This is a genomic window from Cupriavidus sp. GW822-FHT06G04, assembly GCF_058799075.1.
Genome location: NZ_JBXALD010000004.1, coordinates 364381 through 388657, shown reverse-complemented (window position 1 = coordinate 388657; position 24277 = coordinate 364381). Strand labels below are relative to the sequence as shown.

The window sequence follows — 24277 nt, the reverse complement described above, 5'->3', positions numbered from 1 at the left end:
GATCCGCGCCGCGTCCGGCGCGTTGGGTGGCGTTGGTCGGCGCGGATCGCTCTGGGCCGCGTCAGGTTGGCTAGTCGCGCATGCGACGTTCGTTGCCTAAAGCTTCGTAATGGGCGCGCTTGGCTTCGTACATGCGCCCGTCGGCAAGCTTGACGGCATCGGTGAGGCGTTCGCCCTGCACGCAGGTGGCCACCCCAATCGAGAACGAAAGCCGCGTGCCGGGATAGAACTGGTTGTTCAGGCCCACCACTTCCTCGATCTGTTCGACCACGGTGGCCGTGGCGCGCTCATCGCGGCCGGGCAGCAGCACCATGAATTCGTCGCCGCCGGTGCGCGCGATGCAGGCCTGTTCGCCCACCGCCTTCTTCAGGACTTCGCCGGTACGGCGCAATAGCGCGTCGCCGTCGGCATGTCCGAACTGATCGTTGACCGTCTTGAGTCCATTCAGATCCACCGCGATCACACTCACCGGCCACGGGCCCTTGCGTCCCAGCCGCGCCAGCTCGTCTTCGTAATAGGCGCGGTTGTAGAGCTTGGTCAGCACGTCGTGCTTGCCCAGGAATTCGACATAGGCCTCGGCCTTCTTGCGTGCGGTGATGTCGGTCAGCGACACCAGCACCTGATCCCAGTCGGTTTCGCGGCCGGGAAACACCGACCATTGCATGAACACGTCGACCGAGCGCCCATCGAGCGCGTAGTTGATGACCTCGCGCTGTTGCCAAAGTTTTTCGTGCCAGAGATCGATTAGTTGCTCGGCAAAATGGATGCGCATGTCGTCCCGGAACACGTCGCCCAGGCGCGACAGCAGAATTTCCTTGCTCGGTGCGCCAAACATCGTCAGTGTTTGCTGATTCACGTCGAGTACGCGGATTTCCTGCATGCAGCGCGAAACGAAATCGGGGTGCACATTGAGGAAGGTGCGGAAATCGGTGATGCCCGCCGCGCGCACTTCGTCGAGCAGCACTTTCACGGCGCTGAAATCTTCCACCCAGAGCGACACCGGCGAGTGTTCGAACAATCCTTGCGCATATTGCTGGCTGCGGCGCAGTTCGCGCTCGGACCGCACGCGCGCCGTGATGTCCTCGATCGACAGCAGCACGCGCGCCCAGTCCTGCTCGTGGCCCGGCATCACGCTCGCTTCGAGGCGAATGTCGAGCCGCTCTCCGTCGAGCGTGTAGTTGACGGTCTGGCTGGCGAAATGCCGGCCGCCGTCCCATAGCTGGCCGAGTTCTTCCACGTGCTGGTCGAACATGTCGTCGCGGAACACGCTATCGAGATTGGCGATCAACTGGTCCAGGTCGCGCGCGCGGAACAGTTCCAGCGTGCGGCGGTTCACATCGAGCACGCGGATCAGCGCCGAACAGCGCGCCACTTCGGCCGGATTGGCGCGCAGGTGCGCACGCAGATCGGTCACGCCGTCGGCACGCAGCCGGTCAAACGCCTGGCGTACCGCGCTGAAGTCTTCCAGCCACAGCGAAACTGGCGCCAGTTGGAACAGCGTTTGATAGTCGTTGTCGAGCCGTGCGACGGCGCCTGCGTGCCCCAAGTTTTTCTCCCTTTTTTCGATGGATGGCGTACCGCGCACTAGGATAGGCGAGGGCGTGCCAAATGGGGGAGAAATCTAGCAGGAAGCACGCCGGCGTTGGCGTCCGCGCCACGGCCGGCGGGCCCGGCGCGGTCAGCCTGCCAGGCGGCGCACCGCGGCGGCGACCGTGTCGAGCGCGCGTTCCAGTTCGGGTGTGCGCAGATTGCCGCAGTTCAGCCGCAGGTAGTGATTGAAGCGGTTGGAATTTGAGAACATCGCGCCGGGCATGACGCGGATACCGTCTCGCAGGACCTGTTCGAACACGGCTTCGGACGAAACGCACAGCGGCATTTCCACCCACAGGTGCAAGCCGCCGCGCGGCAGCGTCAAGCGCGTGCCGGCTGGGAAGGTGGCGGCCACCTTCTGCGCCACCCATTCGCGCTGGCTGCGCAACTGTGTGCGCAGCCGCCGCAGATGCCGTTCGAACGCCCCGGTGCCCATGTACTCGGCCACGGCGATCTGCGTCAGCATTTCGTTGGGGCGCGACAGGCCGAATTTCAACATCTCGACGCGCGCCTGCCATTTGCCCGCGGTGATCCACCCCAGACGCATGCCGGGCGCCAGCACCTTGTGCAGCGATGCGCAGTGGATCACCGTACCGGTGGTGTCCCACGATTTCGCAGCGGCTGGCGTGACGTCCTCGTCGAAGGTGGCCGAGCAGCAGTCGTCCTCGATCATCGCGATCCCGCGCGCGGCGCACCAGCGCACTAGCCGCTGCTTGTGCGCGTCGGGCATCACGCAGCCGAGCGGATTCTGCAGGTTGGGCACCACGCAGACTGCCTTGATGTTGTCGTAGGTCTGCGCGGCCAGCTCGAGCGCTTCGAGCGAAATGCCGGTTTGCGGGCTGCATGGGATTTCCAGCGCGCGCATGCCGAGGCTTTCCAGAATCTGCAGCAGGCCGTAGTAGGTCGGCGATTCGACCGCAATGACGTCGCCTGGCCCGGCCACGGCGCGCAGCGCCAGGGTCAGCGCTTCCGTGGCGCCATGGGTGACCACGATCTCGTCGGGCGAGACATTGATGCGCGAACGCAGCGCATGCCGCGCCAGCGCGGCGCGAAACGCCGGGTGACCGTCGGAATCGACAGAACTGCCGAACAGGTCGGGATGCTGCCGCAGGGCGCGCACGGCGGCATGGCGGAGCGCGGCGGTTGGATACAACTCCGGCGCACCGCAGGCGCCGCCAAGATTGATCCGATGATGCTTGCTGCGCGCCAGGATCGCCGAAATGCGCTGGTGAATCCCCACGTACTGCGCAGGATCGGGCAGCCCGGGCGCGGGCTCCTCGATCGGCGCGAGTGCCGCATGCGCGGGCGGACTGACGAAGTAGCCCGAGCGCGGCCGCGCTTCCAGCAAGCCCGCGGCTTCCAGTTCGCGGCAGGCCTGCAGCGCGGTCGACAGGCTCACATCGTGCAGCCCCATCAGCGCGCGCACCGACGGCATGCGGTCCCCGGGCGCCAGCGTGCCCGCGGCGATGGCCTGTCGATAGTGGCCCGCCAGCTGCTGGTAAAGCGGCAGGGACGAAGCAACAGGGAGGTTTTGCGGGCGCTGGGTGGGCAAGGCGACGGTCGACATGGCGCAATCATCCCGCACGGGCGGGCTTCGGAACAGATACAGATAGGGCGACCCTGTATCGTAACAGCGCAAAACTTTGTCATCTGTTCCGGTGTGGGCAGTCGTCGCTTGTGCCTGTTGGCCCGGGTTGCGCGTCGATAGGCTGAAGGCATGATTTTTCAGCCAGGAGCGCAAGCCATGTCGACCCCCGAAACCCTTGCGGATGCAGCCCGCCCCGTCCGACTGGCCTCCGGCCAGTGCCTTACCGTCCACCTCGAAGCGGGGGCCGTGGTCCACGTGGAGCACGGTCGAATCGAGGCCATTGCCGCGCCGCGCTGGTTGGCCGAACAGATGACGCATGCGTCGCACTTGCTGCGCGCGGGCGAGCTGCTTGTGATCGACGCGGCAGGCTGGCATGGGTTTGTGGCGCAGCAGTCCACGCAATTGCGGATCGTCGCGCCGGCGCCGCGCCCGGGGCTGTGGCGGCTGATAAAATCGCGCTTCGGCCGTTCTGGCCTCCTGCTGGGCAACTCCCGGCCACCAGACACGAAGGCCGCAGAACAATCGGTTCCCCATGCTACGTCTCAGTGAAGTCAAACTCCCGCTCGATCATGCCGAGAGCGATCTGGAAGCTGCCGTGCGCAGCCATCTCGCTCAAATCGGCGTGAAGGGCGACGGTCTCGTCAAGTTCACGGTGTTTCGCCGCGCGCACGATGCGCGCAAGCGCGACGACATCAAGCTGACCTACATCATCGACATCGAGGTCAAGGACGAGCCCGCGGCAATCCAGCGCATGGCGCGCAAGCCGAACTGGAGCGTGACGCCGGACATGACGTATCGGTTTGTTGCCCGCGCGCCCGAAGGCGGTCCGCGCTCGCGTCCGGTGGTGATCGGCTTGGGCCCGTGCGGCCTGCTGGCCGGCCTGATCCTGGCGCAGATGGGATTTCGCCCGATCATCCTCGAACGCGGCAAGGAAGTGCGCGAACGCACCAAGGACACGTTTGGACTTTGGCGCAAGAGCGTGCTCAACCCGGAATCGAACGTGCAGTTTGGCGAAGGCGGTGCGGGCACGTTTTCGGACGGCAAGCTGTACAGCCAGATCAAGGATCCGAAGCACTACGGCCGCAAGGTGCTCAACGAATTCGTGCGCGCCGGCGCGCCGGAGGACATCCTGTTCAAGGCGCGTCCGCACATCGGCACGTTCCGTCTGGTGAGCATGGTCGAAAAGATGCGCGCCGAGATGCTCGAACTGGGCGCCGAAATCCGCTTCGAAACGCGCGTCGACGACATTGACATCGATCGGGGCCAGGTGCGCGGCCTGAAACTGTCGAACGGCGATTACCTGGCCTGCGACCATGTGATCTTGGCCGTTGGCCACAGCGCGCGCGACACCTTCGAAATGCTGCACGAGCGTGGCGTATTCATGGAGGCCAAGCCCTTTTCGCTGGGCTTTCGCATCGAACATCCGCAGGGCCTGATCAACCGCAGCCGCTTCGGCAAGTTTGCCGGCAACAAGCTGCTGGGCGCCGCCGACTACAAGGTGGTGCATCACGCCAGCAATGGTCGCGCGGTATACAGCTTCTGCATGTGTCCGGGCGGCACCGTCGTGGCGGCCGCATCGGAACCGGGCCGGCTGGTGACCAACGGCATGAGCCAGTACTACCGTGCCGAACGCAATGCCAACGCCGGCATCGTCGTCGGCATCACGCCGGACCAGGATTACCCGGGCGGGCCGCTCGCCGGCATCGCGTTTCAGCGCAAGTGGGAAGAGCGCGCGTTCGAGCTGGGCGGCAGCGACTATCGCGCGCCGGGCCAACTGGTCGGCGACTTCATCGCCGGGCGTCCGTCCACAGCGCTGGGCTCGGTTGAGCCTTCGTACAAGCCTGGCGTGACGCCGACGGACTTGAGCACGGCGCTGCCGGACTACGTGATCGACGCGATCCGCGAAGCGCTGCCCGAACTCGACAAGAAGATTGCCGGGTTTGCGATGCACGATGCGGTGCTGACGGGCGTGGAGACGCGCACGTCGTCGCCGCTGCGCATCCGGCGCAACAACGACGACTACCAGAGCATCAATGTACGCGGCCTGTATCCAGCCGGTGAAGGCGCGGGCTATGCGGGCGGCATCTACTCGGCGGCGATCGATGGAATCGAGGTGGCCGAAGCCGTCGCGCTGCATATCGCGGGCGGACAGTGACGATGAACGATCAGGGCGCTCAGACCAACGATCAGGCCGGACAGGCCGGTCATGCCGATAACGCGCAGGCGGGCGGGCGTGAGCGGATCGTCGCCGACGTGCGCCACTGGCTCGCGCGCGCGGTGATCGGATTGAACTTGTGTCCGTTCGCCAAGAGCGTGTACGTCAAGGATCAGGTCCGCTACGTGGTCAGCGACGCGACGCGCGACGAGCAACTGCTGGAAGAACTGGAGCGCGAATTGCGCGCGCTGGCCGACAGCGACCCCGCGCAGGTCGACACCACGCTGTTGATCGTGCCGCATATGCTGCTCGATTTTCTCGCGTACAACGACTTCCTGTATTTTGCCGATCGGCTGCTGGGCAGCATGCGGCTGGCGGGCACGTTGCAGATCGCGAGCTTTCATCCGCAGTATCAGTTCGACGGTACGTCGCCCGACGATATCGAGAACTATACGAATCGCGCGCCGTATCCGATCCTGCATCTGCTGCGCGAGGACAGCATTGCGCGCGCCGCCGAGGCGTTTCCCGACGCCGAGGACATCTATGCGCGCAATATGGAAACGCTGCGCCAACTGGGCCACGCCGGCTGGCTCAAGTGGATGTCCGAAAAAAGCGATCTTTGAACGATCTGGGCGCGATTGCGATAGCTGTTGCGATCGGCCCGGTGGGCGTCATGGCGCCCCAGCGTGATGCTGATGCCGGCGAAAATCCGGCGCGGCCAGGCCATCCCGGCGGCGCTGCGTGACGCGCGCGTCCGGCGCGTCCGCTGCCTCACGCGGGCGTGAAGAAGCGTTCGTTCAGTTCCTCGAGTCCGACCGACTCCAACACCTGCTGCAATCGTTCGGCCGGACGGCGGCGCGGCAAGTCTTTGTATTGGGCGATGATCAGTTCGTTCTTCATCGAATGTTCCCAGCCCACCAGTTCCGTCACGCTTACCTGATAACCGTGCGCTTCCAGTTGCAGGCAGCGCAGCACGTTGGTCAACTGGCTGCCGAATTCGCGCGTATGCAGCGGATGGCGCCAGATCTCGGTCAGCGGATTGCCTGCCAGCAGCTTGCCCTTGTGCTTGCGCAGCACGCTGGCCACTTCGGCCTGGCAGCACGGCACCAGCACGATGTGCTGGGCGCGCTTGGCCAGCGCAAAGCGGATGGCATCGTCAGTGGCCGTATTGCAGGCATGCAGCGCGGTGACCACGTCGACGGTTTCGGGCAGGGCAGGCGAGGTGATCGAATCGGCCACGGACAGGTTCAGGAACGACATCCCCGAAAAGCCTAGCCGCGCCGCCAGCGCCTGCGAGCTGGCAACCAGTTCCTCGCGCGTTTCGATGCCGAAGATATGCGACTGGTCGTGCAGGTCCTTGAAGAACAGATCGTAGAGGATAAATCCCAGGTACGACTTTCCCGCGCCATGGTCGACCAGCGACACCGCGCCCCGCGCATCCTTCACTTCCTGCAGCAACGGCTCGATGAACTGGAACAGGTGATACACCTGCTTGAGCTTGCGGCGGCTATCCTGGTTCATCTTGCCGTCGCGCGTCAGGATATGAAGCGCCTTGAGCAGTTCGATCGATTGACCGGGACGGACTTCGTGTTGATTGGACATCTTGCGGGTTCTGCCGGGACTTCGGAAAGGCCGACAGTTTAACGAAATCCCGGAGTCCCCACTTTTGTGGGCTAAAGTTCACTCGAAATGCGCCGTTGTTGCAAGGATCACGACAAGCAGAGTTGGCGAGCGGATTAGGTGCCGAACAGGCAGGTCTTTGCGGAAAGACCTACGGGGCGATGAATCTCCGGCCGGCTGTCGCCACATAGAAAGAGAAAGTGGGGAGCCATGACAGCGGACGTGGGATTGCGCCTGGAGCTTAGTCAGCCCGGCGATCAGGTAAGGGCGTGCTTCACGCCACAGCCCGGACGCATGCCGCCGGATCGCGCTGCGCTCGAGGCCTTGCTGGCGGAGCAGGGCTGGCAAGGCGCGCGGCTCGACCAGGCCGCTGTCACCGGATTCCTCACGCAGTGCCAGTTGACCGACCGCGAGATCGATGCGGTGATCGGCGTTGTGCTGGACGGCGCCTTTGAGCTCGAAATCACCGGCGACAAATTGCGCCTGCTGCTGACGCTGATGCCGCCCGAAGGCGGCCGCCCGATTGCCGCGGAAGACATTGCGGCGGCGGCGGCGTCGATGGGCGTGGTCGCCCTGCTTGACGCCGCGGCGATCGGCGTTGCGCTCGAGGCGGGCAGTTGTGAAAGCCGAGAGATCGCACGCGGCGTAGCGCCAGTCCAGGGCGAGCCGGCCAAGTTCGAAAGCCTGGTGCAGCAGCCGCGGCCGGCGCAGATCGAAAACGAAGACGACCGCGTTGACCTGCGCGACCTTGGCAGCCTGCTGCTGGTGAATCCCGGCACCGCGCTGATGCGCCGCACCCCGGCCAAGCCGGGCAAGGACGGGATGGACGTCCTGGGCAAGCCGATCGCCGCCGATCCTGTCGTCGACATGTCTTTTGCCGCGGACCTGTCCGGCGTGGCCGCCGATCCCAACGACCCGAACCGCTTGCTGGCCGTGATCGCCGGGTCGCCGCGCGTGCTGCCCAACGGCGTCAGCGTCAGCCCGGTGGTCGATGTCGAGGCGGTCGATCTGCACTCCGGCAACGTTACGTTCGATGGATCGCTGCGAGTGTCCGGCGATATCCGCACCGGCATGTCGGTACGCGTGACCGGCGACGTGGTGGTGCAGGGCACCATCGAAGCGGCGCATGTGGAAGCGGGCGGTGACGTGATCGTCAAGGGCGGCATCATCGGCAAGGCCGAAGCCGCGCACGGCATGGACGCCAACGACATTGCCAGCGTGCGCACCAAGGGCGCCGTGCATGCGCGCTTTATCCAGAATGCCGTGGTCGAGGCCGCCACCGAGGTGGTGGTCGAAAGCGGCATCCGGCAGAGCGACGTGTCCGCTGGCGAGCGTGTGGTCGTGGGCTCGCCCACGGGTCAGGGGAGTATTAGCGGCGGGCGCACGCGCGCGCTGCAGGCGGTGAGAGCGGCCATACTCGGCGCACCGGCCGGCACTGCGACCGTGGTGCAGGTGGGGCTCAATCCGTTTGCCGACGAACAGAAGGCCGAGCTCGAGGCGCGGCGGCGCAAGGTGCTGGACGATCAGGCCAAGCTACAGCAACTGGTAGCGTTTTTTGCCAAGCATCCCGAGCGCGCCCAGGGCGATGTCCGCGAAAAAGCCCGCGCGACGATGTTCAAGATCAACCGCGACCTGTTCGAACTCGACGCCGAAATCGCCCGGCTCAGCGAACAGATCAAGCCCGCGGCCGATGCGGTAATCGCCGTGGGGCGCCGCATTCACGGCGGCGTGATGCTGCAGGTGGGCCACAAGGTGCTCAAGGTCATGGAGGACAAGAGCGGTGGCCAGGTGCGGGTGATCGAGGATCGCATCACGGTCACCTGATCGACGGCGGCGCCGGTGCTTCGCGGCCGTGCGGCTTGGTGGCAGCGTGAGCCTGGCGTTACGTTACGTTGCGCGGCGCCACGTTACGCCGCGCGTAACATGGCGCGCGTTCGTGCCGGTGATGCGAGGCGCACCGCTATCTCCGCCATCCCATACGGCACAACGGTTTGCGGTCGGCGGCGGCACGCCACACACACGGCGCACGCGTCCGATTCCAGTTGGCATGACGCTTGCAGGTTTCTCCCCACAATCACAACAGATAGGGGAGACAGCAAATGACTGCACTCGTAATCGACGCCCAGCCGCTTTTCCGCCTGGGCATGCAGCGGCTGCTTGAGCGCGTGCCGGGATGCGGCGCCGTGCGCGCACTGGATCCGGCTGCCATCGTGGCGCTGCAGCCCGATAGCGCGCCGGCGATCGTGCTCTACGGCATGTCTGAGGACGCTACCGACAACTGGTATCTGCTGCGCCGTTTGCATCTGTCGCTGCCCAATGCGCGGATTCTGCTGCTGTCCGACAACACGTGGCTGCGTGTACCAGAGTCATTGCAGGCGTGCGGCGTGACGGAGCATTTGCCCAAGTCCGCATCGATTGAGCGCATGGAAGCGGCCATCCTGCAGATGCTGGGATGCCAGGATTTTGTCCCGCCGCCGGAAAGCAACAAAGAACGCTGGCGGCCGGCATCTCTACTGCCGCGCACCGTCCCCGTGCTGTGATGTCGTAACGCCGTGGCGTCTTGATGCAGGCGATTGAGACAAATCCGATTTTGCGGTCTCGACGGTTTTCGCGCGCCGTCTCTGTCTAGAATTTTCGTCATCCACTGCGGATGACGATTTTCGACAAGGAGGCCTCATGATGGAAATTGCTCTCGATTGCGCGTGCACCGCGCATGCCTTGCCTACTGCGCCACAGCATGCGCTTCGGCCTAAAGAGGGGCGAGCGGCCGGTGCAGGCCGGGAAGATCCGAGCTGCCCGAAGGATGCCGAGGCCGCGCATCTCGAGGCTGCTGCCGAATTGTTGCAGCGGCACGGCCTGTCGCTGTCCGCATGCAGTGTGTCGCGCGTGCGTCATGGATTGAATGTCGATGACGATGCCGTGTCCTATGTCATTCGCGTCGGGGCCGGCGTCGATATCTACGCCCTGAACGAAGCCGTCACGGCGATGCAGCTGGTGCGCGGATTGTCCCCTTCGGCACGGCTGGACGTCGTGTTCCAGTCATGAGCGTCGATGCCGGTGCGATGCTGCGGTGCGCGGCCGTCATCGCCGAGGCTGCCCACGGCGAAGCCAACTTCCGCTCGGCCATTAGTCGCTGCTATTTCGCTGCCTTTCACGCGGCATACGCATGGCATGCCGCCTTGCCCGCGCCTGGATACCGCGGCCCGCGTGAGACTGGCCGGCACGAGACGCTGGTGCACCAGCTCTACCATCCGGGCTTGCCTGCCGCCCATCCGTCTTTCTGGCGATCGATCGCGCTGGCCCGCATGCTCAATCGGGGCAGGCAACTTCGCGTGCTGGCGGACTATCGCATCGATGTCGATATCGACCGGACGCAGATGGCGGAAGCACTGGTGAATAGTCTGGTTATCGTCAGGCAATGCGCGGCGCAGCCGTCGCAGGAGGTCCAATGCGTGACGCTCTAGTGGTGTACGAGGGGAGCGGGGCGATCAGGGCCGGTGCGGGCCCCGCAGGCGGCGGGCGGCGATGCACACTGGAAGACGGGGCGCCAAGGCAAAAAGGGCAACCCGGATGGGCTGCCCTTTTTGTTCAAGTGGTGCCGGAGATAGGAGTCGAACCTACGACCTTCGCATTACGAATGCGCTGCTCTACCAACTGAGCTACACCGGCGAAACCTTAACTTGTAAAAACCTGTTCTATCCGTGCTATCTGCCATTTGCCCAAGAAACCAGGCATTTCGGCCGGATTCGCTGCGTTTGCGTCGAATCGGATAGAGCCCGCAATAATATCAGCGACTTTTGGACTTGTGAAGCCCCCTCGCAGATTTTTCGACGAGAGCCGCACGCGGTGCGTCGCTGCGCTGCCAATCGCCACCAGTCAGTGCGGCATCGACAGGCGTAAGGATCGCACGGCGGCGCCCTGCGTCAAATCCAGAGAAGCCGGCGAAGTTACCCGCTGTTCGGTGTTGACCCGGATCGGACGCAAGATCGTCGGCAGTGTGAGTGCGCGGCCGGATCGACCACGTCTCAGGCATCTCGCGCACCTCGCGCAATTCGTGCGCATCCCCCGCACCTCGCGCGCCAATGAAAACGGGGCGACATGGCGCCCCGTCTGTAATCGACCGCTCAGCGTATCAACCCTTGGCGGCTTCTTCCTGGTGGTAGCGCGTCACGCGCTCCACTTCGTTCTTCGAGCCGAGAATGACGGAAACGCGCTGATGCAGCTTGGTCGGCGTGACATCGAGAATCCGCTCGTGGCCATTGGTGGCCGCGCCGCCGGCCTGCTCGACCAGGAACGCCATCGGATTCGCTTCGTACATCAGGCGCAGCTTGCCTGGCTTGTCCGGCTCGCGCTTGTCCCACGGATACATGAACACACCGCCGCGCGTCAGAATACGGTGCACATCGGCCACCATCGACGCAATCCAGCGCATGTTGAAGTTCTTGCCGCGCGGACCTTCTTCGCCGGCCAGGCATTCGTCGATGTACTTGCGCACCGGCGGCGCCCAGTGGCGCATATTGGACATGTTGATCGCAAATTCCTTGGTGTCTTCAGGAATCTGCACATCCGACTGGGTCAGCACGAAGCTGCCAGCCTCGCGGTCCAGCGTGAACATGTGCACGCCATTGCCAACCGTCAGGACCAGCGTGGTCTGCGGGCCGTACACGGCGTAGCCGGCGGCCACTTGGTGCGTGCCCGGCTGCAGGAAGTCGCTGTCCGTCACGGTCTGGCCGGGCTTGGGCATGTGCAGCACCGAGAAGATCGTGCCGATCGACACGTTCACGTCGATGTTCGACGAGCCGTCGAGCGGATCGAACAGCAGCAGGTATTCGCCCTTCGGGTAGCGATTCGGAATCTCGTAGAACGAGTCCATTTCTTCCGATGCCATGGCCGCCAGATGGCCGCCCCATTCATTGGCGTCCAGCAGCACTTCGTTGGCGATCACGTCGAGCTTCTGCTGGGTTTCGCCCTGGACGTTGCCGGTGCCGGCCGAGCCCAGCACGCCCGCGAGGGCGCCCTTGCTGACGGCGTTGGAAATGGCCTTGCAGGCGCGGGCAACCACCTCGATCAGCAGCCGGAGCTCCGGCTGGATCGTGTTGTGTTTGCGCTGCTCCTCGACAAGATAGCGGGTGAGGCTGATGCGTGTCATGGTGGGTTCTCCTTGGATGGCCGCCATTCTACAGGGCCGCCGCCAGGGATAGCCCCAAATCCCGACGAGCGTGCCGCCTGCCTCACTTCAACTCGCCAGCGATTTGCTGACGATTTCGCGCACATCGCGCGACAGCGTGGACGATGCCGCCACGCGCTCCAGCGCGGCGCGCATCCGGTCGCGCAGCGGGATCTCGTACTTCTGCCAGCGATCCATCACGCGCGCAAGACGCGCCGCGACCTGCGGGTTGATGGCGTCCAGCGCCAGCACCTGGTCGGCCCAGAACACGTAGCCGGAGCCGTCTTCGGCATGGAACTGTGCGGGGTTGCCGGAGCAGAAGCTGAAGATCAGCGACCTGGCGCGGTTGGGGTTGCGCAGGTTGAACGCAGGATGCTCCATCAGCGCGCGCACCGTGTCGATCGTGCGTTTGCCCGCGTGCGGGCCCACTTCGCCGCGTTGCATGCCCTGCAGCGAGAACCATTTGTCGATGACCAGTGCGTCGTTTTCAAAGCGCTCGTAGAAATCTGCCAGGGCATGCTCGCGCCCCGGTGCGAAGCTGTTGACCAGTGCGGACAGTGCGGCAAAGCGATCGGTCATGTTGTCGCTTTGCTGATAGTGGTGCTCGGCCAGCGCCTGCATGTCGGCATCGCCGCTGTCGGCCAGATAGCCGAGCGCGAGATTGCGCAGCGCGCGTTTGGCCATCGAATCGGCGTCAGGGCTATACGCGCCGGGCGTCTCGTTGGCCTGGTAGGCAGCCAGCCATTCGGCCTTGAGCGCACGCGCCAGACCCTCGCGCAGGAACAGGCGCGCGCGATGAATCGCGGCCGGATCGGCTACGCCCATGCGTTCGGCCAGATATGCTTCGGCGGGCAGCATCAGTGCCTGTTCGCGGAAAGCCGGATTCAGCGTGTCATCGGTGAGCACCGTGCGGAATGCCGCGACCAACGCGGGGTCCAGTTTCAGTTCGCGCCGGGCCTGCGCATCGCCAACCAGCTGCAACAGCGCGCGCGTGGCCAGCCGCTGGCCGGCTTCCCAACGATTGAACGCGTCGCTGTCGTGGGCCAGCAGGAAAGTCAGTTCCGCGTCGCTGTATTCGTAGTCGACGATCACCGGCGCGGAGAAATTACGCAGCAGCGATGGCAGCGGCGCCTGGTCGCCCCGGGGAAGTCCGACGAAACGGAACGATTGCTCGGCCTGCGTGAAGTCGAGCACGCGCGTGGTGCCCGCGGCCTGCGTTTCGCCGTCGAGCTGCAGAGGCAGGTCGTTGCCGCTGGCGTCGATCAGGCCCAGCGCGAACGGAATATGGAACGGCTGCTTGGCCGGCGACCCGGCGCGGGTCTCGATGCCGACTTTGGGGCAGCGCTGCGTGAGTGTCAGCGTCAGCGCCCCGGCGGCGCCGTCCCACTGCGTCTTCGCCGTGACCACCGGCGTGCCAGCCTGGCTGTACCAGAGCCCGAACTGGGTCAGGTCGCGCCCGTTCGCGTCGGCCATGGCCGCGCGGAAATCGTCGCACGTCACAGCCTGGCCATCGTGACGCTCGAAGTACAGGTCCATCCCTTTGCGAAAGCCGTCGCGGCCGAGCAGCGTCTGGTACATGCGCACGACTTCGGCGCCTTTCTCATAGACGGTGACCGTGTAGAAATTGTTGATTTCCTCGTAGCTGTCGGGCCGCACCGGATGCGCCATTGGGCCCGCATCTTCGGGGAACTGCACCTGGCGCAGCACGCGCACGTCCTCGATGCGCTTGACCGCGCGGCCCGATTCCGATCCCATCATGTCGGCCGAAAACTCCTGGTCGCGGAATACGGTCAGGCCTTCCTTGAGCGACAACTGGAACCAGTCTCGGCAGGTGACGCGATTGCCGGTCCAGTTGTGGAAGTACTCGTGCGCCACCACCGATTCGATGTTGGCAAAGTCCACGTCGGTGGCGGTCTGCGCGTTGGCCAGCACGTACTTCGTGTTGAAGATGTTCAGGCCCTTGTTTTCCATTGCGCCCATGTTGAAGTCGCTGACCGCGACGATCATGAAGCGGTCCAGATCGAGTTCCAGCCCGAAGCGCCGTTCGTCCCAGCGGATCGAGTGGATCAGCGAATCCATCGCGTGGCGCGTCTTGTCCAAGTCCTGCGGTTCTACCCAGACCTGCAACAGCTTTTCCTTGCCCGACGCGGAAACGATCTTTTCCTCGATGCATTCGAGTTTGCCGGCCACCAGTGCAAACAGGTAGGACGGCTTGCGGAACGGGTCTTCCCAGACCGCCTCGTGGCGGCCGTCCGGAAGCTCGCGCTGCGACAGCAGGTTGCCGTTCGACAGCAATACCGGACTCGTCGCGCGCTGGGCGCGCAGCGTGACGCGGTAGGTGGCCATCACATCGGGACGGTCCAAAAAATACGTGATGCGGCGAAACCCTTCGGCTTCGCATTGCGTGAAGAAGTTGCCGTTCGAGACATAGAGCCCCGACAACGTGGTATTGGCCGCCGGATTGCAGGCCGCGGTGATCTCGAGCGAGCCGTGCGCGGGCAGGCCGGTCAGCGTCAGGGTTTCGTCATCGACCGTGAACGTGGTGAACGGCTGGCCGTCCAGCTTGATGCCGACGAGTTCGAGCGCTTCTCCGGCGAGCACCAGCGGCGCATCGGCGGCGCCTGTGCGCCGCAGCGTCAGCGTACTGGTGACAACGGTGCGCTGTGGGTCCAGGTCGAGCACCATGTCGACGTGGTCGATGGCAAACGCGGGCGGAGTATAGTCCTTGCGATAGACGGTAACGGGCGTGTCGGTGCGCAGCATGGGGATCCTGTCTTCTGGTGACCGGGGGCGTGGGCCGTGCGACAACGGCCCGGAAGCCCCCATTGTAGCCAAGGGGGTGCCGGGCTGCGCCGGGCCGCTTCGGCGCGGGAATTTGGCGCGTGCGTTCGTGTCTCAGGAAACGTGAACGGATCAAGAACAAGAGGTATCGCGATGATGTGGCAAGGTTTGGCGGGTTGGGGCAGGCGCGGGGGCGTCTGGGCGCTGATGGCGGCGGCGGCATTCTGGCTGTCGGGCTGCGCGAGCACGGTGACCACCGAGGTCACGTCGTTCCGCCAGACCGGCTGGTCCAACGATGCGCCGCGCACCTATGCGTTCGACCACGCGCCGCAACAGGACGTCCAGCTCGATCGCCAGACCTACGAAGCATGGCTGGCCCAGGCGCTGGCCGGCGTCGGCTTCGAACAGGCGCCGGCAAGGCAGGCGCGCTATCTAGTGTCGATGGAGTACGACAGCGCGCCCGGGCTGGTCCGTGTGGCGGAAACCGTCTATCCCGATCCCTGGTACGGTCCGTGGGGTCCGTACTACGGGCCGTACGGGTGGTATCGGCCATGGGGTCCTTACGGCTGGGGGCCGGGCTACTGGCCGCCGCAAACGGTCGTGCGCGACGTGCCGGTAACGTTCTCGAACCTGCGGGTGTTTTTCAACGACGCGCGCAGCGGGCAGCGCGTCTATCAGGTGACGGCGCGCAATACCACCGAAGGCGGCAGCCTGACGGCCGTGATGCCCTACATGATCCGCAGCGCGTTCGTCGACTTTCCCGGCGAGAGCGGTCGACCCCGGCGCGTCACGCTGGAAGTCGACAAGGAAAAGAAGTAGGGTGGAAGAGCGGCCTTAAGCGCATGCATTGGTCGACATTCGTCGACGCATTTGCGGGGAATGGTTTGCAGATGAATCAATGCGGATTGCGTACCACACGGTAAAAACACTTTTGATGGCCGCGGCCGAAAAATCCCCGCGTGTACGCCGGTAAAGCCCTGTCGAGGCGTGATGGCTGGGCTAGAATGGCTCCTCGTTTTTTTTCGCCTTCTCTTTCCGGACAAGCAGATGAGCAGCAAGACCAGCGGTGATGCACCGCAACATGCCCCCAACAGCCCCGAGGAACAACTGCGGCTGGCCGCGCTGGAATACCATCGCAGCCCCACCAAGGGCAAGATCCAGGTAACGGCCACCAAGGCGCTGTCCAACCAGCGCGACCTGTCGCTGGCCTATTCGCCTGGCGTGGCATACGCCTGCGAGGAAATCCACAAGGATCCCTCGATGGCTGCCGAGTACACCTCGCGTGGCAATCTGGTGGCGGTGATCACCAACGGCACGGCTGTGCTGGGGCTGGGCGATATCGGCCCGCTGGCCGGCAAGCCGGTCATGGAAGGCAAGGGTTGCCTGTTCAAGAAATTCGCCGGCATCGACGTATTCGATATCGAACTCGATGCGCGCGATCCGGACAAGATCGTCGAAATCGTCGCGGCGCTGGAGCCTACGCTCGGCGGTGTGAACCTGGAAGACATCAAGGCGCCCGAGTGCTTCTATATCGAGAAGCAACTGCGCGAGCGCATGAACATCCCGGTCTTCCACGACGACCAGCACGGTACGGCGATTATCTCGGCCGCGGCGCTGCTCAATGGCCTCAAGGTGGTTGGCAAGGAAATCGGCAAGGTGAAGCTCGCAGTGTCGGGCGCCGGCGCGGCGGCGATTGCCTGCCTCGATACGATGGTCAGCCTCGGCGTGAAGCGCGAAAACGTCTTCGTGGTCGATTCCAAGGGCGTGATCTTCCAGGGCCGCGACGCCAACATGGAAGCCAACAAGGCGCGCTACGCACAGGACACCTCGGCCCGCACGCTGGCCGACATCGTCAAGGATGCCGACGTCTTCCTGGGCTGCTCCACGGCCGGCGTGCTGACGGCCGACATGGTCAAGACCATGGCCGACAAGCCGATCATCCTGGCGCTGGCCAATCCCGAGCCGGAAATCCGCCCCGAGATCGCCAAGGCCGCGCGTCCTGACTGCATCATCGCCACGGGCCGTTCGGATTATCCGAACCAGGTCAACAACGTGCTGTGCTTCCCGTACATCTTCCGCGGCGCGCTCGATTGCGGCGCCACCAAGATCACGGAAGAAATGAAGCTGGCGTGCGTGAAGGCGATCGCCGAACTGGCCGAAGCGGAACTGAACGACGCGGTGGCCGCCGCGTACGGTGGCCGCGAGCTGAAGTTCGGTCCGGACTACATCATCCCGACCCCGTTCGATCAGCGTCTGATCGAGAAGATTGCCCCGGCGGTGGCCAAGGCAGCCGAGGAGTCGGGCGTCGCCACGCGTCCGATCAAGGACCTGGAGGCGTATCGCCAGCAACTGTCGAGCTACGTCTATCACACCGGGCTGATCATGAAGCCGGTGTTCTCGGCCGCCAAGGCCGCGCCCAAGCGCGTGGTCTACGCCGAAGGCGAAGAAGAGCGTGTGCTGCGCGCCGTGCAATCGGTGGTCGACGAAGGTCTGGCCAAGCCGATTCTGATCGGACGTCCGCACGTGATCCAGATGCGTATCGAAAAGGCCGGTCTGCGTCTGCGCCCCGGTGTCGATTTCGAACTGGTCAATCCCGAGGACGATCCGCGTTACCGCGCGTACCACGAGGAATATCACGCGTTGCGCGGTCGCGACGGCGTGACACCCGATGTGGCCAAGGTCATGCTGCGCCGTTCCAACACGCTGATCGGCACGATGCTGGTGCACATGGGCGACGCCGATGCGCTGCTGTGCGGCACGGTCGGCCGTTTCGAAGCGCACCTCGAACACGTGCGCGACGTGATCGGCCTCGCGCCCGACGCCAAGGTGTTCGCCGCGATGAATGCGCTGATGCTCGAGAAGTACACGCTGTTCATCACCGACACGTTTGTGAATGACGATCCGAGCGCCGAGGAATTGGCCGCAATCACGCAGCTGGCGGCAAAGGAAATTGCGCGCTTCGGCCTGCATCCGAAGGTCGCGATGATGTCGCATTCGATGTTCGGCTCGTCGAGCCGTCCGTCGGCCGTCAAGATGCGCGAAGCGGCGGCGATCCTGTCGCGTATCGCACCGGAACTCGAAGTCGAGGGCGAGATGCAAGGCGATGCCGCGCTGGTCGAGGACGTGCGCCGTCATTTCCTGCCGAGCACCAAGCTGGCGGGCAGCGCCAACCTGCTGGTGATGCCGACGCTGGACGCGGCCAACATCGCGTTCAACCTGCTCAAGATCACGGGCGGCCAGGGCGTGACGGTGGGCCCGATCCTGCTGGGTGCGGCCAAGCCGGTGCACATCCTGAACCCGCAAGCCACCACGCGCCGCATCGTCAATATGACGGCCGTGGCCGTGGCGGAGTCGAGCGCGATTCGCTGATTGCTGCACGCGCGTCGTTCCGTGTGACTGGGTCGACCAGATCTGCAGATTCTGCAGCTCTGGTCGTCACAAAAAGAATTCGGGCCGCATATGCGGCCCGAATTCTTTTGTCGGTGCGCTGGCACGTCTGCCGGGGTGTCAGCGCGTCGGCGGGTCAGTACGCACGGTTTCCGTGCCGCCGCTTGCCTGATGGCTACTGCAGCACGTTGTACTGCTCTCGCATTACCACGATGATCGAACGGGCTGCGGCCATCTTCTGTGCCAGATCGTTAAAGGTGTCCTGGCGAACGTCGACCTCAGCGCTCCAGTTGCAACCCGTATGGTCGGGCTGGTGCACACGCATCGCGTGCAACTCCACCTCGCCGCATTCGGGATTGTTGTCCAGGCACTGGCTCAGGATAGCCATCAGTTCCGATCGGGATTTCACATAGCGCCGCATGCGTCACCTCACTCGTCCTGGTTTACGTGGTCCGGCACACAGTCCGGACACTTAATCTAGGTTTTAGCGCGCCCCTCTGCCAATTGAATCCACCTATGGAAGGGTCGCTTTCCATCCTGTTGCAGTGGCTTAATTGGGCGCTGCGGCGCAGCATTGCGGCGCGTTTGGGTAATTGCGTGCGCACATAAAAAAGCCTGCCGCGAGGGCAGGCCTGTGTCGCATGCAGCGCGCGATCAGAACATCAGAACTTGTGGCGAACGCCGACGCCGAAGCTGTCGCCGTGTTCGATGCCAGTCGTCTTGTCGTAGTAATACGCGGCGTACACGTCGGTGCGCTTCGACAGGTTGTAGTCGTAGGCCACTGCGAACGTGTTGCGCTTGAAGCTCGACACTTCGTTCAGCACGCGACCGTACGAGTACGACGCGAGAACGTTGCCAGCACCCACCGGCACCGACACGCCTGCCTGTCCGTCGATGTGCTTGATATCGCCGAACGGGTTGGCGTTCACGTTGGTCTTGATGTACTGACCTTGCAGGAAAGCCTTGACGATCTTGAAGTCGTACGAAGCGCCCGCCTGCACGGCGGTTTGCTTGTCGAATCCGACGATGAACGGCGTGTTCGCGTTCGGGGTGGCCGGCGGGTTGGCCAGATCGAACGGGGTGTTGTCGAACTTGACCTGCTGGAATGCCACCGTCGCGGCGAAGTTGCCAGAGAAGTAGGTCACGTTGCCGCCCCACTTGTTCTTGCTGTTGTTGCCGGCCGATTCACCCGCGCTGTAGATGAAGTTGGCAGTCAGGCCGCCGAAATTCGGCGTCGAATAGACCAGCGAGTTGTTCCAGCCCGAATCGCCGATGATGCCCGGATCGTACACGCGGCCGTTGTTTGCGCCGAAGTACGTGTGGAAAATCATCGGGCTGAAGACGTACGAGTCAACCAGCGGATTGAACAGGATCGTCGACACGAAGTAAGGCGTGGTGTTGCGGCCCAGCTTGAGCGCGCCGTAACGGTCGTTCTGCAGACCGACGTACGCATTGCGGCTGAACATCGAATCGCCGTTGAAGCGGCCCATGCTGCCGCTGTCGGTGCGGAAGAATCCGTTCAGGTCGAAGATGGCCTTGGTACCCATGCCCAGATCCTCGGTACCCTTGATGCCCCAGTACGAGGTTTGCATGCCACCCGAGTTGGCAACGAACGCGCGATCCGGGTTGCCAGGATTCTTGATGCCGCCGACGAACATATCAGCCTGGCCGTACAGCGTGACGCTGGACTGGGCCATGGCTGCGCCGGAAAAAAGGGTGGCCGCGATTGCCGCCAGCTTGATAGCCGGCTTGTACTGCTTCTTCATGTTTAAGACCTCCGTGGTTGTGATGCTGCTCAGAACGTTTCTTGTGTGCCGGATCCTGATGGATCTTCTTCTGCGGTGTTCCCCGGCCGTGCACGGAAGTCTGACGATGCAGTGGGGACCGTCACGGCCGGGTTACATGTTGGACAGCGATGTATCTCGCTGAACGTTCCTGAATTTCTCTCTCTCTTTTACCGCTATGGATTTTTTATTCAGGCGGATACTAAGTCGTTCAGACGGAATTGCGCAATTCGATGAATCTGGTTGATGCAAGTTTGCAACTCGACATCGGGTGCGTTATCGAGGCGTCTTGCGAAGGCGTCGATGATGCCGTGTCGATCATAGCCACGGACTGCCAGAATGAAAGGGAAGCCGAACTTCTGGTTATATGCCGCATTCAGATTCTGGAGACGCTGGAATTCCTCTGGCGTGCATTGATCGAGCCCCGCGCCCGCCTGCTCACGCGTGGACTCCGCGGTGAGTTCGCCGCGCACGGCGGCCTTGCCCGCAAGCTCCGGGTGAGCGCGCACAAGCTTGAGTTGCGCCTCGCGGCCCGCATCGTCCACCGCGCGGCGCAGCGCAGCGGCGAGTTCCGCCGTATCGGAAAACGGACGCTGCTGTGCGGCAGCCTGGGCAAACCATGGCGAGTGTTCATAGATGCCGCCGAGTACCTTGACGAACTCGGGCTCGGGCATTGCGTTCAGTTGCGTGATCGTGTAGGTGGTCTGGCTCATGCCTGGCTCCGGTGCGGGTGGGTGTCGATCCAATGGCGCGCGATATCGATGCGCCGGCAGATCCATACCTTGTCGTGCGACTGCACGTAGTCCAGGAAGCGCTGCAACGCGCGGAATCGTCCCGGTCTTCCCAGCAGGCGGCAATGCATGCCGACCGACAGCATCTTCGGTTGATCGAGGCCGCTTGGATCGCCTTCGGCGTAGAGTACGTCGAATGCATCCTTCAGATACTGGAAGAACTGCTCGCCCGTGTTGAAGCCCTGTGGCGTGGCAAAGCGCATGTCGTTGGTGTCGAGCGTGTAGGGCACCACCAGATGGGGCTTCTTTTCGCCGCCCGTGACTTCCACTTCGGTCCAGAACGGCAGGTCGTCGCCGTAGTAATCGGCGTCATAGAGCAGTCCGCCGTGTTCCACGACGAGCTTGCGCGTGTTGGGGCTGTCGCGGCCGGTGTACCAGCCCAGCGGCATCTCGCCGGTCAGTTCCTTGATGATCTCCATGCCGATGCGCATGTGCTCGCGCTCGGTGGCCTCGTCGATGCCCTGGTAGTGAATCCAGCGCCAGCCATGGCACGCGATTTCGTGGCCCAGTTCGACGAACGCGCGCGTCAGTTCCGGATGGCGCTGCAATGCCATCGAAACGCCGAACACCGTCAGCGGCAGCTTGCGCTGCTCGAACTCGCGCAGGATGCGCCAGACGCCGGCGCGAGAGCCGTACTCGTAGATGCCCTCCATGCTCATGTGTCGCGCGGGATAGGCTGCCGCGCCAACGATCTCGGAGAGGAACTGCTCGGATGCGGCATCGCCGTGCAGCACGCAGTTCTCGCCGCCTTCCTCGTAATTGAGCACGAACTGGAGCGCGATGCGCGCGCCGCCCGGCCAGCGGGCGTGCGGTGGCTGGGCGCCGTACCCTATGAGATCGCGTGGATAGTTATCGTGTGTCATCTCGTTATATCTGCTTCAGGAGAAACCAAAACCGCTGGCTCGCAGGCATGGGTCCTGACAGCGCTTTCCCTTACGCAAAGCGCGTGCCAGAAGTGGTCCCGCGGCCTTGACAAGCAGGCGGCGATGCGGTGCGGATTGTCGTCGCCGGATTGTCGAATTTAATTGTTGGGCTGCGATTGTCCGGCGCGTTACTCCGTGCCGTGCGTATTCGCGGCGGCGTTGCGCATGGCTTCTTCAGCCGATTGCATGCCGTTGAAATACAGGTTCAGCGCCACCGCGACGATGGTGCCGAGCACGATGCCGCTATGCGTGAACGGATCGGTCCATTTCGGCAGGTACTGGAACAGCGTGGGCGACAGCGTCGGGATCATGCCGAAGCCGATCGAGATCGCCACGATGAACAGGTTGTGCCGGTTGCGATTGAAATCGCACGAACCGAGGATGCGGACGCCGGTGGCGGCCACCATGCCGAACATCACGATGCCGGCGCCGCCGAGCACGAATTGCGGCACCGATGCCACTACATGCGCCATTTTCGGAAACAGGCCGAACGCGATCAGGATCACGCCGCCGGCCGCAGCGACGTAGCGCGAGCGCACGCCGGTGACCGTGACAAGGCCAACGTTCTGCGAGAACGAGGTGTACGGGAACGTGTTGAACACGCCGCCAATGACGGTGCCAAGGCCGTCGGCGCGCAGGCCGGCGGTCAGGTCCCGGGTGCTGAGCTTACGGCCCGTGATGTCGGACAGCGCCAGGAACATGCCCGTCGATTCCACCAGCGTGATCAGCATCACGATGCACATCGACAGTACAGCGCTGAGCTGGAAGGTCGGCATGCCGAAATGCAGCGGCGTAATGACAGCCATGTAGCTGGCTTCGTTCAGGCCGTCGAACGACACCTTGCCCATCGCCATCGCCACCAGCGTGCCGACGACGATGCCGATCAGCACCGCGCAGTTCGACACCAGGCCGCGGCCGTACTTGCTCAGCAGCAGGATCACCACCAGCACAAGTCCGGCAATGCCGAGGTTAGCCAGATCGCCGTACGCAAGATTGGGCACTTCCTTGACCACGCCGTCGATCACGGCGCGCGTGGTGGGTTGACCGCCGCCAGCCCAGTTGATGCCAACGCGCATCAGCGACACGCCGATCAGCGTGATCACGGTGCCGGTCACCACCGGTGGAAACAGCCCCAGCATGCGGCCCATCATCGGCGCTATCAGGATGCCGAACAGGCCCGACGCGATCACCGCGCCGTAGATGCCGAGCAGGCCGACGTTGGGGTCATTGCCGATCGCGATCATCGGCGCCACCGACGCGAACGTGACGCCCATCATCACCGGCATGCGGATGCCGAACTTCCAGAAGCCGATGGCCTGAATCAGCGTGGCCAGACCGGCGGCGAACAGGTCGGCATTGATCAGGAAAGCGAGCTGATCCTTCGGCAGCTTGAGCGCGCCGCCGACAATCAGCGGAACCGCCACCGTGCCGGCGTACATCACCAGCACATGCTGCAGGCCCAGGGCCAGCAACCGCCCCGAGGGCAGTCGCTCATTTGTGAGATCCGTGGGGACCGTGGTGCTTGCGGAATTCATGGTGTGTCTCCTCTCCTTTGGTTTTGATGGGAACGCGCGCCGGGTTATGGCCCTGATGACCGTTTTGTCGCTGCCTCTTGTCGTGGGCAATTGTTGACGGTTCTTGTCCGGTGTTTCGCCGTGCCTCTGACGGGCGGAATAGGGGCGAATCCGGTGGGCCGGCATCGGCAACAGGGGACGACTGTTGCCCGGCGGCGGGAACATTGCGCTAGGTGGAGCGGCCCAGCACGCTGCGAAGATCGAAGTTGCCGGGCTCGTCCGGCTGCACGCGGTCCGCGCAGGCGCCAAGGTGGTGCGCCATGCGCGATTGGGCCAGGGCGGCGTCGCCCTGTTCCAGTGCGTCGAGAATTTCATCGTGCTCGTCGAACGAGCATGCGTTGTGGCCGGGGGCTTCCACGCTGGCAATCATCAGCGTGGTACGCGAGACCAGCCGGCGCATCATCGTCACCAGCAACGCATTGCCGGACAGTTCGGCCAGCGCGGTGTGGAATTCCGCCGACAGGCGGATCCAGCGCGGGCGTTCGTGCGTGAGGAACGCCTGGCGCTCGTCGTTGACCATCTTGCGCAGCGGGGCGATCACGCTGCGCACGTTGGGCAGCGAGGCGAGCTTTTCGAGCACCGCGCGTTCGAGCATCTGGCGCAGCTCGAACATGTCGTGCGCCTCGTCAGTCGACGGACTGGCGATGAACGCGCCGCGATTGGGCTCCAGATCGACCATGCCGTCGGCGGCCAGCCGCGACAGCACCTTGCGCACCGTATGTCGCGCGGTGGCATAGATCTCGCAAAGGGAATGCTCGGTCAGCTTGGTGCGCGGCGGCAGCCGGTGTTCCATGATCGCGTCATAGATCTCGTGATACATGCGCTCTTCGACCGACCCCTTGCGGGCGGGCTTGTTGTCGGCGGGGCCCAACTGGGCGTCAGTCGCGGCGGCAATCAACTTGAGATTCTTGGACATC

20 protein-coding genes and 1 tRNA gene are annotated in these 24277 nt (G+C 63.9%); 9 read left to right on the top strand and 12 right to left on the bottom strand.

Going from position 1 to position 24277, the window contains the following annotated elements:
• Positions 1-70 precede the first annotated feature (70 nt).
• Positions 71-1546: a sensor domain-containing diguanylate cyclase gene (locus AC1RKI_RS12145; RefSeq protein ID WP_227459846.1), complete on the bottom strand. Its 1476-nt coding sequence runs from the start codon at positions 1544-1546 to the stop codon at positions 71-73.
• Positions 1547-1678: 132 nt separating this feature from the next.
• Positions 1679-3157 carry an aminotransferase-like domain-containing protein gene (locus tag AC1RKI_RS12140; RefSeq protein WP_492795482.1) on the bottom strand — a complete coding sequence of 493 codons (1479 nt, stop codon included), beginning with the start codon at positions 3155-3157 and terminating at the stop codon, positions 1679-1681.
• Positions 3158-3334: 177 nt separating this feature from the next.
• Between AC1RKI_RS12140 and AC1RKI_RS12135 the strand changes: the two genes are divergently transcribed.
• From AC1RKI_RS12135 to AC1RKI_RS12125, 3 genes are read left to right on the top strand one after another with little or no spacing between them, the layout of a single operon-like run.
• Positions 3335-3727, top strand: a complete 393-nt coding sequence (locus AC1RKI_RS12135; protein WP_492795480.1) for a hypothetical protein — start codon at positions 3335-3337, stop codon at positions 3725-3727.
• Complete coding sequence (locus tag AC1RKI_RS12130) at positions 3711-5333, top strand: NAD(P)/FAD-dependent oxidoreductase (protein ID WP_492795479.1); 1623 nt, start codon at positions 3711-3713, stop codon at positions 5331-5333. Before AC1RKI_RS12135 ends, AC1RKI_RS12130 begins: the two co-directional genes overlap by 17 nt.
• A 2-nt stretch (positions 5334-5335) precedes the next feature.
• Positions 5336-5956: a DUF1415 domain-containing protein gene (locus AC1RKI_RS12125; RefSeq protein ID WP_492795477.1), complete on the top strand. Its 621-nt coding sequence runs from the start codon at positions 5336-5338 to the stop codon at positions 5954-5956.
• Positions 5957-6104: 148 nt separating this feature from the next.
• Here AC1RKI_RS12125 and AC1RKI_RS12120 read toward each other — a convergent pair whose 3' ends face one another.
• Entirely contained in the window at positions 6105-6935 is an 831-nt protein-coding gene (locus AC1RKI_RS12120) for a class I SAM-dependent methyltransferase (protein WP_061958484.1), read from the bottom strand.
• 228 nt (positions 6936-7163) lie between these two features.
• Here AC1RKI_RS12120 and AC1RKI_RS12115 point away from each other — a divergent pair, with 228 nt between their 5' ends.
• The 4 genes from AC1RKI_RS12115 to AC1RKI_RS12100 all read left to right on the top strand — a co-directional run bounded on the left by AC1RKI_RS12115 (position 7164) and on the right by AC1RKI_RS12100 (position 10417).
• Entirely contained in the window at positions 7164-8777 is a 1614-nt protein-coding gene (locus AC1RKI_RS12115) for a flagellar assembly protein A (RefSeq protein WP_150979360.1), read from the top strand.
• A 275-nt stretch (positions 8778-9052) separates the two neighbouring features.
• Positions 9053-9493, top strand: coding sequence for a response regulator (locus tag AC1RKI_RS12110; RefSeq protein WP_492795475.1), 441 nt, complete (start codon positions 9053-9055; stop codon positions 9491-9493).
• A gap of 136 nt (positions 9494-9629) precedes the next feature.
• Positions 9630-9998 carry a hypothetical protein gene (locus tag AC1RKI_RS12105; RefSeq protein WP_492795473.1) on the top strand — a complete coding sequence of 123 codons (369 nt, stop codon included), beginning with the start codon at positions 9630-9632 and terminating at the stop codon, positions 9996-9998.
• Positions 9995-10417: a hypothetical protein gene (locus AC1RKI_RS12100; RefSeq protein WP_061958481.1), complete on the top strand. Its 423-nt coding sequence runs from the start codon at positions 9995-9997 to the stop codon at positions 10415-10417. The genes AC1RKI_RS12105 and AC1RKI_RS12100 overlap by 4 nt, the downstream gene beginning before the upstream one ends.
• 129 nt (positions 10418-10546) lie before the next feature.
• On the opposite strand, the gene AC1RKI_RS12095 is transcribed toward AC1RKI_RS12100, so the two are convergent.
• From AC1RKI_RS12095 to pepN, 3 genes are all read right to left on the bottom strand, one after another.
• A tRNA-Thr gene (locus AC1RKI_RS12095) sits at positions 10547-10622 on the bottom strand.
• 463 nt (positions 10623-11085) lie between these two features.
• Positions 11086-12102, bottom strand: coding sequence for a class 1 fructose-bisphosphatase (locus AC1RKI_RS12090; protein ID WP_061958501.1), 1017 nt, complete (start codon positions 12100-12102; stop codon positions 11086-11088).
• An 87-nt stretch (positions 12103-12189) separates the two neighbouring features.
• Positions 12190-14883: an aminopeptidase N gene (gene pepN, locus AC1RKI_RS12085; RefSeq protein WP_492795471.1), complete on the bottom strand. Its 2694-nt coding sequence runs from the start codon at positions 14881-14883 to the stop codon at positions 12190-12192.
• Between the two features lie 174 nt (positions 14884-15057).
• Between pepN and AC1RKI_RS12080 the strand changes: the two genes are divergently transcribed.
• Positions 15058-15720: a DUF4136 domain-containing protein gene (locus AC1RKI_RS12080; RefSeq protein WP_233473875.1), complete on the top strand. Its 663-nt coding sequence runs from the start codon at positions 15058-15060 to the stop codon at positions 15718-15720.
• A 228-nt stretch (positions 15721-15948) separates the two neighbouring features.
• Complete coding sequence (locus AC1RKI_RS12075; protein WP_227459834.1) at positions 15949-18270, top strand: NADP-dependent malic enzyme; 2322 nt, start codon at positions 15949-15951, stop codon at positions 18268-18270.
• Between the two features lie 193 nt (positions 18271-18463).
• Here AC1RKI_RS12075 and AC1RKI_RS12070 read toward each other — a convergent pair whose 3' ends face one another.
• The 6 genes from AC1RKI_RS12070 to AC1RKI_RS12045 all read right to left on the bottom strand — a co-directional run bounded on the left by AC1RKI_RS12070 (position 18464) and on the right by AC1RKI_RS12045 (position 24276).
• Positions 18464-18709, bottom strand: a complete 246-nt coding sequence (locus AC1RKI_RS12070) for a hypothetical protein (protein ID WP_061958478.1) — start codon at positions 18707-18709, stop codon at positions 18464-18466.
• 241 nt (positions 18710-18950) lie between these two features.
• Complete coding sequence (locus AC1RKI_RS12065) at positions 18951-20054, bottom strand: porin (RefSeq protein ID WP_061958477.1); 1104 nt, start codon at positions 20052-20054, stop codon at positions 18951-18953.
• A gap of 209 nt (positions 20055-20263) precedes the next feature.
• Positions 20264-20785: a 2-oxo-4-hydroxy-4-carboxy-5-ureidoimidazoline decarboxylase gene (gene uraD / locus AC1RKI_RS12060; protein WP_061958476.1), complete on the bottom strand. Its 522-nt coding sequence runs from the start codon at positions 20783-20785 to the stop codon at positions 20264-20266.
• Complete coding sequence (gene puuE, locus AC1RKI_RS12055; RefSeq protein ID WP_061958475.1) at positions 20782-21726, bottom strand: allantoinase PuuE; 945 nt, start codon at positions 21724-21726, stop codon at positions 20782-20784. The genes uraD and puuE overlap by 4 nt, the downstream gene beginning before the upstream one ends.
• 188 nt (positions 21727-21914) lie before the next feature.
• Positions 21915-23321, bottom strand: a complete 1407-nt coding sequence (locus AC1RKI_RS12050) for a nucleobase:cation symporter-2 family protein (protein ID WP_061958474.1) — start codon at positions 23319-23321, stop codon at positions 21915-21917.
• Between the two features lie 208 nt (positions 23322-23529).
• Positions 23530-24276 (bottom strand): GntR family transcriptional regulator, encoded by a 747-nt coding sequence (locus tag AC1RKI_RS12045; RefSeq protein ID WP_061958473.1) that lies wholly within the window; start codon positions 24274-24276, stop codon positions 23530-23532.
• Position 24277: the final 1 nt, after the last annotated feature.

Bases quoted from the DNA above. Each gene is read 5' to 3' on its own strand.
- AC1RKI_RS12140 (WP_492795482.1), bottom strand. From the start codon at position 3,157: ATGTCGACCGTCGCCTTGCCCACCCAGCGCCCGCAAAACCTCCCTGTT.
- AC1RKI_RS12135 (WP_492795480.1), top strand. From the start codon at position 3,335: ATGTCGACCCCCGAAACCCTTGCGGATGCAGCCCGCCCCGTCCGACTG.
- AC1RKI_RS12130 (WP_492795479.1), top strand. From the start codon at position 3,711: ATGCTACGTCTCAGTGAAGTCAAACTCCCGCTCGATCATGCCGAGAGC.
- AC1RKI_RS12125 (WP_492795477.1), top strand. From the start codon at position 5,336: ATGAACGATCAGGGCGCTCAGACCAACGATCAGGCCGGACAGGCCGGT.
- AC1RKI_RS12120 (WP_061958484.1), bottom strand. From the start codon at position 6,935: ATGTCCAATCAACACGAAGTCCGTCCCGGTCAATCGATCGAACTGCTC.
- AC1RKI_RS12115 (WP_150979360.1), top strand. From the start codon at position 7,164: ATGACAGCGGACGTGGGATTGCGCCTGGAGCTTAGTCAGCCCGGCGAT.
- AC1RKI_RS12110 (WP_492795475.1), top strand. From the start codon at position 9,053: ATGACTGCACTCGTAATCGACGCCCAGCCGCTTTTCCGCCTGGGCATG.
- AC1RKI_RS12105 (WP_492795473.1), top strand. From the start codon at position 9,630: ATGATGGAAATTGCTCTCGATTGCGCGTGCACCGCGCATGCCTTGCCT.
- AC1RKI_RS12100 (WP_061958481.1), top strand. From the start codon at position 9,995: ATGAGCGTCGATGCCGGTGCGATGCTGCGGTGCGCGGCCGTCATCGCC.
- AC1RKI_RS12090 (WP_061958501.1), bottom strand. From the start codon at position 12,102: ATGACACGCATCAGCCTCACCCGCTATCTTGTCGAGGAGCAGCGCAAA.
- pepN (WP_492795471.1), bottom strand. From the start codon at position 14,883: ATGCTGCGCACCGACACGCCCGTTACCGTCTATCGCAAGGACTATACT.
- AC1RKI_RS12080 (WP_233473875.1), top strand. From the start codon at position 15,058: ATGTGGCAAGGTTTGGCGGGTTGGGGCAGGCGCGGGGGCGTCTGGGCG.
- AC1RKI_RS12075 (WP_227459834.1), top strand. From the start codon at position 15,949: ATGAGCAGCAAGACCAGCGGTGATGCACCGCAACATGCCCCCAACAGC.
- AC1RKI_RS12070 (WP_061958478.1), bottom strand. From the start codon at position 18,709: ATGCGGCGCTATGTGAAATCCCGATCGGAACTGATGGCTATCCTGAGC.
- AC1RKI_RS12065 (WP_061958477.1), bottom strand. From the start codon at position 20,054: ATGAAGAAGCAGTACAAGCCGGCTATCAAGCTGGCGGCAATCGCGGCC.
- uraD (WP_061958476.1), bottom strand. From the start codon at position 20,785: ATGAGCCAGACCACCTACACGATCACGCAACTGAACGCAATGCCCGAG.
- puuE (WP_061958475.1), bottom strand. From the start codon at position 21,726: ATGACACACGATAACTATCCACGCGATCTCATAGGGTACGGCGCCCAG.
- AC1RKI_RS12050 (WP_061958474.1), bottom strand. From the start codon at position 23,321: ATGAATTCCGCAAGCACCACGGTCCCCACGGATCTCACAAATGAGCGA.
- AC1RKI_RS12045 (WP_061958473.1), bottom strand. From the start codon at position 24,276: ATGTCCAAGAATCTCAAGTTGATTGCCGCCGCGACTGACGCCCAGTTG.